This window comes from Nocardioides sp., assembly GCF_004803405.1.
GTDB classification, from domain to species: Bacteria; Actinomycetota; Actinomycetes; order Propionibacteriales; family Nocardioidaceae; genus Nocardioides; species Nocardioides vastitatis.
In genome coordinates this window covers 1-9,962 of record NZ_SSXI01000287.1, presented here as the reverse complement: position 1 = coordinate 9,962, position 9,962 = coordinate 1, and the positions used below count along the sequence as shown (strand labels likewise).

The 9,962-nt window shown below is 72.1% G+C and carries 8 protein-coding genes; 2 read left to right on the top strand and 6 right to left on the bottom strand.

The window, feature by feature from the left end; all coding sequences use genetic code 11:
• The 3 genes from E7Z54_RS20385 to ligA form a co-directional block, all read right to left on the bottom strand.
• The coding region (locus tag E7Z54_RS20385; protein WP_136436568.1) for a glycosyltransferase family 2 protein at nucleotides 1-2,217 on the bottom strand (2,217 nt) is incomplete at its 3' end.
• Nucleotides 2,218-2,305: 88 nt separating this feature from the next.
• On the bottom strand, nucleotides 2,306-3,364 hold the full coding sequence (locus E7Z54_RS20380) for an alpha/beta hydrolase family protein (RefSeq protein ID WP_136436567.1): 1,059 nt from the start codon (nucleotides 3,362-3,364) through the stop codon (nucleotides 2,306-2,308).
• A gap of 21 nt (nucleotides 3,365-3,385) precedes the next feature.
• Complete coding sequence (gene ligA, locus E7Z54_RS20375; protein ID WP_240769811.1) at nucleotides 3,386-5,509, bottom strand: NAD-dependent DNA ligase LigA; 2,124 nt, start codon at nucleotides 5,507-5,509, stop codon at nucleotides 3,386-3,388.
• Between the two features lie 146 nt (nucleotides 5,510-5,655).
• Here ligA and E7Z54_RS20370 point away from each other — a divergent pair, with 146 nt between their 5' ends.
• Together E7Z54_RS20370 and E7Z54_RS20365 are read left to right on the top strand one after the other, a co-directional pair.
• On the top strand, nucleotides 5,656-6,267 hold the full coding sequence (locus E7Z54_RS20370) for a TetR/AcrR family transcriptional regulator (protein WP_136436563.1): 612 nt from the start codon (nucleotides 5,656-5,658) through the stop codon (nucleotides 6,265-6,267).
• 36 nt (nucleotides 6,268-6,303) lie between these two features.
• Nucleotides 6,304-7,956: an MFS transporter gene (locus E7Z54_RS20365; protein ID WP_136436562.1), complete on the top strand. Its 1,653-nt coding sequence runs from the start codon at nucleotides 6,304-6,306 to the stop codon at nucleotides 7,954-7,956.
• Nucleotides 7,957-8,024: 68 nt separating this feature from the next.
• Here E7Z54_RS20365 and E7Z54_RS20360 read toward each other — a convergent pair whose 3' ends face one another.
• From E7Z54_RS20360 to E7Z54_RS20350, 3 genes are all read right to left on the bottom strand, one after another.
• Nucleotides 8,025-8,573, bottom strand: a complete 549-nt coding sequence (locus E7Z54_RS20360; protein ID WP_136436561.1) for a type 1 glutamine amidotransferase domain-containing protein — start codon at nucleotides 8,571-8,573, stop codon at nucleotides 8,025-8,027.
• Nucleotides 8,574-8,636: 63 nt separating this feature from the next.
• Complete coding sequence (locus E7Z54_RS20355; RefSeq protein ID WP_240769810.1) at nucleotides 8,637-9,647, bottom strand: methionine synthase; 1,011 nt, start codon at nucleotides 9,645-9,647, stop codon at nucleotides 8,637-8,639.
• On the bottom strand, nucleotides 9,644-9,962 hold a 319-nt coding region (locus E7Z54_RS20350), incomplete at its 5' end, for an aminomethyltransferase beta-barrel domain-containing protein (protein ID WP_346763556.1). The genes E7Z54_RS20355 and E7Z54_RS20350, both read right to left, overlap by 4 nt.

The window sequence follows — 9,962 nt, the reverse complement described above, 5'->3', positions numbered from 1 at the left end:
GGCGCTGGTCGGGGCGCTGGTCGGATCGGCCGTGGGCGACGGCTGAGGGGCCGAGCGGCTGCTTTCACCCACGGTCGGCACGTCGGTAGCGGGGACGCCGGCCGGTGTGATGGACGGCTCCACGACGACCGCCGTGGTCGCCACCGACGCCGGACCGTCGGTCGACCGGCCGGGGTCGTGCTGCTCGCGGTCAGCCACCTCGCGCTCGCTGTGCTGCTCGACGAAGTCCGCCATCTCGTCACTGACCGATGGCAGCTCCGGGCCCTGCACCGGGGCGGCGAAGCCGACGAAGGCCGTCAGCACAGCGGCGGTCGCGACCATCACGAAGCCGCTGCGACGCGCGCTCCTGCTGCTCCAGGACACGAGCGCCTCCCGGCGGCGACGGCGGAGCTCGTCGGGCAGGTCGGAGCTGATCGCCGCGACGCTGTTGAGGGGCGCGGCGAGGTAGCCGAGCGAGTGCAGGAGCAGCAGCGCGCCGACCGCGACCGCGGCGACGCTCCCCTGGGCGAGAGCAAGCGCGGCGATCGCGGCGCAGGCCGCGCCGAGCAACAGCTCGACGCGGTTGCCGCGGACGGCGTCGCGCCAGCCGATCTCACCCCTGACCTTGGGCGTCCGGAGGAATACGCCCTCGCGGGCGACGAGGGCGCGCCAGGACGCCATCGCGACCGTCCGGCCGAGCGCCAGCCAGATCCCCAGCGCCCCCACGGACTCACGCCATCCCGCGCCGCTGGTCCGTCGCAGGAGGGCCAGTGAACGCAGCGCACCCAGCACCACGAGCACGACCGCGCAGGCAAGCAGGAGACCGGACAGGCGGCGCACCACGACGCCGTGGCCGAGGACCACGTCGAGCGCGCCCAGCGCCAGGAAACCGGTGAACATCACCGACGCGAGGTCGCCGAACCACTGCAGCCCTCCGACCAGGTATGCCCATCGCTGGGCGAGGGTGAGCTGGTTCTCCGGCGTCCGGCGTCCGGGCAACAGGGAGCGCAGGTGCATGCGGAGGATCTGCACCCCGCCGAAGCACCAGCGGAACCGCTGCCGCTTCAGCGCTTCGAAGGTCAGCGGCATGATGCCGCGCCCGAACGAGCTGTCGACGTGCACACCGCGCCCACCCGCACGCAGCAGCCGGAGCGACAGCTCGGCGTCCTCGGTGATGCACCACTCGTCCCAGCCGCCGACGGCCTCCAGCGCCGCCTTGCGGATCAGGCCCATGGTGCCGCCGAAGATCGCGCCGTTGCGCTCTGCGCGGGACCGCTGCGAGACGTCGAAGAAGTAGCTGTAGGAGCGGTAGAGCCGACGGAAGTACGCAGAGACGTCCCAGTCGCGGTAGTCCTGCGGCGTCTGCACGAAAGCGACGTCGGGGTCGGTGAAGAGCGGCGCGCACCGGGCGAGGAAGTCCGGCTCCACGATGTAGTCGGCGTCCACGATGCCGACCAGCTCCGCGCGCGGGTCGGTCACGCGCAGCGACTCGTTGAGCGCCCCGCTCTTGTAGCCCGGCCAGTCGGCGAGATGGAGGAACCGGAACCTCGCCTGTCCGTCACACCATGCCTGCACGGGCCGCCAGAGCGCGGGGTCGCCGGTGTTGTTGTCGACGACGAGCACCTCGTAGTCGTCATAGTCCAGGGTGGCCAGTGCCTCGAGCGTCCCGATCACCAGGTCGGGCGGCTCGTTGTGCGTCGGGACGTGGATCGAGACGAACGGCCGGCGACCCGGCGTCGCCGTTCCGTCACCGAGGCCGCTCGTCGACCAGGTGCGGCGCGCGAGCACGTCGACCATCTCCCACACGTACCCGGCGCCGATGAGGAGGACGAAGGCCTCCAGCAGGACGAGGGCGACGCTGGCGAGAGTGCCGAGCGGCCCGAGGTCCGCGGTTGCGGTCCAGTGTGCGACGTAGGCGAGGTAGAGCACGGCCGTGTCGATGCTGAGCGCCCAGGCGACCAGGCCCCGGACGGCCCAGTGGCGTGCGACCGGTGTCCAGGCCAGCACGCTGCCACCGAGCACGACCGCGAGGCCGGTCGCGGAGCCGGGTTCGGCGCCGCTGACGGCAGCCAGGGCCAGCGTCGCGAGGGCTACCACCGTGGCGGCCGCCGCCCCTCGCATCCAGCCGGTGCCGGCGCCTCGTCGACGGCCGCTGCGGACGGTGAAGAGGGCGAACGAGGCAGACACCAACAGACCGGTGGCGACCAGCAATGCTGTCGCTAGCTGCTCCGCAATCATCGCGAGCAGGGTAAAGGGGACGACGCCGATGCCCAAAGCGGGCTCCGCCCACCGGCTCACCACCCGGCAGCCGGGGTCCGGGGCGGGCTCAGGCGAGGTGGCGGTCCAAGAACCCGAGGGTGCGCTGCATCGCCAGCGGGAACTGCGGGCCGAAGGCGTGGCCCTCTCCCTCGTAGATGCGCAGCGTCACGTCGACCCCGGCGCTCCGCATCAGCCGAGCGGTCTGCCGGCTCCAACGGATCGGGCAGGTGTCGTCGAGCGTGCCGTGGTGGATGAGCACCGGCTCGGTGATGTCGTCGAAGCTGGCGCGCGCACTGATCCCCTGCCAGAACCCGGGGTTCGCCTCGGGCCCGCCGTACCGCCGGAGGATGCGCCGAGCGATGTCTCCGCGGCCCGGATCGGGGCGGATCCACCGCTCGAAGTTGTCGACGGCGTCGGAGCTCACCGGCGCGAACGCGACGCCGGCGTCGACCAGGCCGGGGGCGACCGCGAGCGCGTTGTAGACCACTCCCCCGCCCATCGACCGACCGACGAGCCCGACCCGGTCGTCGTCGACCGGGCCGTCCCATCTCCGCAGCGCGTGCACCGCGTTGATCACGTCCTCGGTGTAGCCCAGCCTCATGTCGAGCTCGCCGCGCGGGTCATCGGAGGACGACGCGTGGTTGCGGTAGTCGACGTGGAGGGCGACGTAGCCGTTGTCGCCGAACCAGGCCCGCTCGCGCGTCATGCCCTGCCCGTTCTCGTAGACCGCCGGGTCGATGTAGCCGTGAGCGAGGACGACCGTCGGGAACGGCCCCTCTCCGTTGGGGATGGCGATCCGACCGGAGATGGTCAGGTCGTCGCTGCGGTAGGTCGCCACGTACTGGCGGTGGGACGCCGTGCGGAGCACCTCCTCACCGAGCCGGAACCGGCCGCCGTTGAAGTCCTTCCGGGACAGTGCCTCGAGGGAGACCGGGTGCGGCTCGACGGCACCGTGGTCGGTCGCCGACGACTCGGGCGCTCTGCCGGTCGTCCCCGCGGCACCCGGGCCACCCGCGTCACTCGGGGACGTGCTCGCGGAGCTGGTCGGATCGGATCCGGGACCAGCCGCGCCGGAGCACGCGGTGAGGAGGAGCGCCAGAAGGACCACCGGGACCGTCGGCTTCATCCGCTCAGTGTGCACCGCGAGTCACGTCACCGCGTCCCGGCCGCCGTCGAGCAGCCGCTTGAACCCGTCCTCGTCCAGGATCGTCACCCCGAGGGACTCGGCCTTGTCGGCCTTGGAGCCGGCGTTCTCGCCGACCACGACGTAGTCGGTCTTCTTCGACACCGACCCGGAGGCCTTGCCGCCGCGGGACAGGATCGCCTCCTTGGCCGAGTCGCGCGAGAAGTCCTCGAGCGAACCGGTCACGACGACGGTCAGGCCCTCCAGGGTGCGGGGCACCGAGTCGTCGCGCTCGTCGGCCATCGCGACGCCCGCGGCCGTCCACTTGTCGACGATCTCGCGGTGCCAGTCGACGCCGAACCACTCGATCACCGCGGCGGCGATCGTCGGGCCGACGCCCTCCGCCGCGGCCAGCTCGGCCTCGCTCGCGGCGCGGATGGCCTCCATCGAGCCGAACTCCGCCGCCAGCGCCCGGGCCGCGGTGGGGCCGACGTGGCGGATCGAGAGCGCCACCAGCACCCGCCACAGTGGGACCTGCTTGCGCTCGGCGAGGTTGGCGAGGAGCTTCTCGCCGTTCGCCGTGAGCTCGCGCTCCGGTTCCTGAGCGGCCGCGCCAGCGCCGTCTCGCAGGGCGCCCTTCTTCGAGGCGCGGGTGAACAGCGGCGCCGTCAGCAGCTGTTCCGCGGTGAGGTCGAAGATGTCCCCCTCGTTGCGGATCGCGCCGGAGTCGAGCAGGGCGACGGCCGCCTCGTAGCCCAGGCCCTCGATGTCGAACGCGCCGCGTCCGGCCACGTGGAAGACCCGTTCGCGCACCTGGGCCGGGCAGTGCTCGTGGTTGGGGCAGCGAAGGTCCTTGTCGCCCTCCTTCTGCTGCGCCAGCGGCGTCCCGCACGCAGGGCAGACCGTCGGCATCTCCCACTCCGCCAGACCGTCGGGCCGCAGCGCCAGCACCGGGCCGACGATCTCGGGGATCACGTCGCCCGCCTTGCGCAGCACCACGGTGTCCCCGGGACGGACGTCCTTGCGCCGGACCTCGTGGGCGTTGTGGAGCGTGGCCATCTCGACGGTCGAGCCGGCGACGCGCACCGGCTCCATCACGCCGAACGGCGTCACCCGCCCCGTCCGGCCGGTGTTCACCTCGATCCGCAGGAGCTTGGTGTTCACCTCCTCGGGCGGGTACTTGTAGGCGATCGCCCAGCGTGGCGCTCTGCTGGTGGAGCCCAGCCGGCGCTGCAGGGAGACGTCGTCGACCTTGATCACCACGCCGTCGATCTCGTGCTCGACCGAGTGCCGCTGTTCGCCGTACTTCTCGATGTAGGCCTCGGCCTCCTGCAGCGTCCTGACGACCGAGACCCGGTCGGAGGTCGGCATCCCCCAGGCGCGCAGCGCCCGGTAGGCCTCGGACTGCGCCTTGGGTTCGAAGCCCTTGCGCTCGCCGAGGCCGTGGCACACCATCCCCAGCGCGCGGGTGGCGGTGACCCGGGGATCCTTCTGGCGCAGTGAACCGGCAGCCGCGTTGCGGGGGTTGGCGAACGGCGCCTTGCCGGCCTCGGTCACCGCGACGTTGAGCGTCTCGAACGCCTCCACCGGGAGGAACACCTCGCCGCGGACCTCGACCAGATCGGGCACCGGGAACTCGTCGGTCCCGGTGAGCCGGTGCGGCACGGAGGCGATCGTCTTCACGTTGGGGGTGACGTCCTCGCCCGTGCGGCCGTCGCCACGGGTCAGCGCGCGGACCAGCCGGCCCTTCTCGTAGAGGATGTTGATCGCCAGCCCGTCGACCTTCAGCTCGCACAGCAGCGAGGGCTCGCCCACCCCCTCGCGCGCCAGGCGGGCGTACCAGCTCTCCAGCTCCTCGAACGAGAACGCGTTGTCGAGGCTCTCCATCCGCTGCAGGTGGTCGACCGCGGTGAACTCGGTGGACACCGCGCCGCCGACCTTCTGGGTGGGCGAGTCAGGGGTTCGCAGCTCGGGGTACTGCTCCTCCAGCTCCTCCAGTCGCCGCATCAGCCGGTCGAACTCGGCGTCGGAGAGCGTCGGGTCGTCGAGCACGTAGTAGCGCCACCGAGCCTCCTCCACCACGTCGGCGAGCGAGGCGTGCTCGTCCCGCGCGTCGGCAGGGACGACGGGGAGGGCGGCGTCGTTCATGGGGGACATCTTGCCCGGCCGCGCCGACAGCGGTGCACGCGGCGCGGCACCTGAAATTTGCCAAAACGAAACCGTTCCGTACTATCTTTTTCCAGAACGGAACCGTACCGTTTCATCCGTACCGCCGCGATCAGAGAGGAGCGCAGATGGCACCGCGCGCCGCGTCCCACGGCTCCCCCGAGCACGTCACCCGTCCCCGCGTGGAGGGCGACCGCGAGCAGGAGATCCTGGACGCCACCCTCGACGTTCTCGCCGAGGCCGGCTACGACCGGCTGACGATGGACGCGGTCGCGGCGCGGGCGAAGGCCTCGAAGGCGACGCTCTACCGCCGGTGGAACGGCAAGGCCGCCCTCGTCATCGACGCCCTGATCTCCCAGAAGCCGGCGCCGGCGCTCGCCGACACGGGCAGCCTGCGAGGCGACCTGCTCGCCGCGTTCTGCGGGATGGGCGGGATGACCGACCGCCGTCAGATGGCGATCCTCGGCAGCCTGATCACCGCCATCAGCCGCGACGAGGAGTTCGCCGAGGCGTTCCGCCGCGACTTCATCGGCCCCAAGGCGGCGGTCACCACGGCCATCTACCAGCAGGCGATCGCCCGCGGCGAGATCCGTCCCGAGATCGACCTCGACATCCTCCTCTCGGTCCTGCCGGGGATCCTCCTGCACCGCATGTTCATGCTCGGGGAGATCCCGACCGAGGACGTCATCACCGCGGTGATCGACCACGTGATCATTCCGGCCGCGGCCAACCGCGGCTAGCACCATCCACCCACCCCCTCCCCCTAAGGAACGACCATGACCGACGTCGAATCCCTCGACCCCGCGGAGACGACCTCGTCCGCCGTGGTCGAGGAAGCGCCGACGAAGCACCTCGGGCTCGCGCTGGTGCTGATCCTCACGGCGCAGCTGATGGTGGTGCTGGACGCCACCATCGCCAACATCGCGCTGCCCTACATCGGGGGGGACCTCGGGATCTCCCAGGCCAACCTGACCTGGATCGTGACCGGCTACGCCCTCGCCTTCGGCGGCCTGCTCCTCCTCGGCGGTCGCCTCGGCGACCTCTACGGCCGGCGCCGGCTCTTCATCAGTGGACTCGTCCTCTTCGCGGTGGCATCGCTGCTCGGCGGACTGGCGACCAGTGAGGGACTGCTACTGGCCGCCCGGGCCCTCCAGGGCGTCGGGGCGGCCATGGCCGCACCGGCCGCGCTGGCGCTGATCACCACCACCTTCCCGGCAGGCCCGCCGCGCAACCGCGCGATGGCGGCCTACGCCACGATGTCGGGCATCGGCGCCGCGATCGGCCTGATCCTCGGCGGCTGGCTCACCGGCTTGGACTCGTTCGTCGGCTTCGACGTCGAGGGCTGGCGGCTGACGTTCCTGATCAACGTCCCGATCGGCTTGGTTGCGGCCTTCATGGCCCCGCGCGTGCTGGCGGAGTCGGAGTCGCACCCCGGGCAGATGGACATCCCCGGCGCCATCACCGGCACGCTCGGCCTGCTCGGCATCGTTTTCGGCCTGTCCCGTGCCGGCGAGGAGGCCTACGGGTGGGATCACGCCCAGACCATCGCCTCGCTGGTGGCCGGCGTCGCGCTGCTCGGCGCGTTCGCCGTCATCGAGTCGCGGGTAACGCACCCGCTGCTGCCGGTCCGGATCTTCGCCAACCGCACCCGGGCCACGAGCTTCGCCGCCATGATGATCGCGCCGGCCGCGATGTTCGCGATGTTCTACTTCCTGAGCCTGTTCATCCAGCAGGTGATGGGCTTCGGTCCGCTCGAGGCGGGCTTCGCGTTCCTCCCGTTCTCGTTCGGCATCGTGATCGGCGCGGGCATCGCCTCCAACCTGATCCCACGGATCGACGCGCGCTACCTCGCCGGCACCGGCACCCTGCTCGCGGCGGTCGCGCTCTTCATGCTCTCGCGGATCCCGATCGACGAGTCGCCGCAGGCGGTCCTCCAGGCGATCACCGACGGCGGCGCCGACATCAGCTACTGGACGCGGATCTTCCCCTACATCCTGATGATGGCGATCGGCATGGGCCTGACCTTCGTCCCGCTGACGCTGACCGCGGTGCACCACGTCCGCTCCGAGGACTCCGGCATCGGCTCGGGAGTGCTCAACACCATGCAGCAGGTCGGCGGTGCCCTCGGGCTCGCCACCCTCAGCACGGTCGCGCTGCACTTCATGAACGCGCAGGCCGAGGCCGTCTCCGGTCCGATGGCGGAGACGATCGCCGCGAGCGGCGGTGACCCGATGGCGCCGGTGCCGGGCAGCGGCCGGTCCCTCATCGACATCGCGGTCTTCGGGTCCAGCTTCCCCGAGGGCGCCACCCACGCGTTCCTGGTGGCGTCGTTCCTGATGCTCGGTGCCTCGGTGATCATCTGGACGTTCCTCAACGTGAAGCACACCGAGCTGGCCACCGACGCCCCCGACGGCGTCCACGTCGGCTGATCCTCACGCTGACAGCAGCGAGGCCCGTCGGACAGATCCGACGGGCCTCGCCCTGCCTGCGGCGCCGCTCAGACGCGGGCGTCGACCAGCGCGTGCTCGATGGCGGCGACGAAGGCCGGGATGTCGTCCGGCTTGCGGCTGGTGATCAGGTAGTCGTCGACGACGACCTCGACGTCCAGCCAGTTGCCGCCCGCGTTGCGTAGGTCGTCGGCGAGGCTCGGCCAGCTCGTCAGCCGGCGCCCCTCGACCAGCCCTGCAGAGACCAGCAGCCAGGGCCCGTGGCAGATCACGGCGAGCGGCTTGCGCGCCGCGGCCACCTTCCGCACGATCGTCTGCGCCTTCTCGTCCATCCGCAGGTGATCGGCGTTGACGGTGCCGCCGGGGACGATCAGCGCGTCGACCTCGTCGACATCCAGGTCGGCGAAGGATCCGTCGACATCGATCTTCCGGGTCGGCTCCACGTCGCCCTGGGCGGCCTGGATCGGCTTGCCCTCACGGGAGTAGACCTTCACCTCGGCGCCGCTGTCGCGAAGGTGGTCCCGAGGCTTCACGAGCTCGGGCTCCTCGACGTAGTCGCTGGCGATGATGGCGACGCGCTTGCCGGTCAGGTGGGTCACAGGCTCCTCCTCGAGTCGGGGCGGACGACTCGGACGGTACCCGAAGCAGCACCCGACAGACGGTCAGCCGGTTAGCGACCGCGCCACCGAGCGCGACAGCTCGATGGCCCGCCGGGCCCAGGCCGGGCTCGCGCCCGCGAGGCCGCACGCCGGCGAGACGAGGAGCGACCCGGACACCCGGTCGAGGTCGACGCCCAGCATGTCGATCCACCGCTGCACCCGCTCCACCAGCGCGGCGTCGCCGGCCGGCCCGCCCTCCTCGGAGGGTACGACGCCCAGCGCGACCGTGTCGCCGGCCTCCAGTGCCTCGGCGGCCGCGTCGTGCCCGTCGGCGTCGAGGAGCGAGAGGTCCACGAGGACTCCCCGGGCGCCGGCGCCCCGGAGCAGGTCGAAGGGCACGTCGGCGGCGCAGCAGTGGACCCACGGGACCGCGCCGGCGTCGCGCGACCCCTCGAGCACCCATCGGAGTGCGTCGCTCGCCTCGGGCGGGTGCACCGTGCGGTGCCTGCCGAACCCCGATGCCGTGGGCACGCCTCCACCCAGCACGGCCGGCAGCGCCGGCTCGTCGACCTGCAGGACCAGCTCGGTCGCGGCGGGCAGCCGGCGTCGTACGTCGGCGACGTGGTCGGCGACCGCGACCGCGAGCGCCTGGGCCAGCTCGCGGCGGGCGCCGTGGTCGGCGAGCACCTTGTCGCCGCGGGGGCGCTCGACGGTGGCCGCGAGCGTCCAGGGACCGGCGACCTGCACCTTGAACCCTCCGGTACGGCCCGAGGCCCGCTCCTCGAGGCCGTCGAGGTCCTGGCTCAGCAGGCTGCGGCCGCGGCGCTGGTCCAGGGGCAGGGAGCCCGACGTGCCCGTCAGCCGCCAGCCGCTGGGCTGCAGGTCCGCGTCGAGCTCACCGACGAGCCCGAGGGTGCGACCGACCATCGTGGCGTGGGCGCCGCGACCCGGCACCTCCGGCAGGAACGGCAGCCCCTGCTCGTCGCCGCCGAGCTCGCCGAGCACCATCGCGAGCGCCTCGTCCTGGTCACGCTGCTCGGTTCCGGGGAACGATCCGATGCCGGTCGCCCTCACCCGGGCACCCGCTCGGTCGCGGTGATGGTGGCGGAGCCCACGACGCGGCTGCCGTCGTACACGACCGCGGCCTGGCCGGGCGCGATGCCGTAGGCCGGGTCGATCAGCTCGATCTCGAGCCGGTCCTCGCCCACAGCCACGACGGCGCGGTGCTCGGCGCCGTGGGCGCGCAGCTGGACGGTGACGTCGCCGCCGTCGAGGACGGTGCCGGTGGGGAGGGCGGCGCCGCACCAGCGCAGCTGGTCGCCGCGAATCCGCTCGACCGCGAGCCGCTCGCGCGGGCCGACGGTGACGGTGCCGGAGACCGGCTCGATG

Excerpts from the sequence above, each read along its gene's own strand:
- E7Z54_RS20380 (WP_136436567.1), bottom strand. The coding sequence starts at position 3,364 with ATGAAGCCGACGGTCCCGGTGGTCCTTCTGGCGCTCCTCCTCACCGCG.
- ligA (WP_240769811.1), bottom strand. The coding sequence starts at position 5,509 with ATGAACGACGCCGCCCTCCCCGTCGTCCCTGCCGACGCGCGGGACGAG.
- E7Z54_RS20370 (WP_136436563.1), top strand. The coding sequence starts at position 5,656 with ATGGCACCGCGCGCCGCGTCCCACGGCTCCCCCGAGCACGTCACCCGT.
- E7Z54_RS20365 (WP_136436562.1), top strand. The coding sequence starts at position 6,304 with ATGACCGACGTCGAATCCCTCGACCCCGCGGAGACGACCTCGTCCGCC.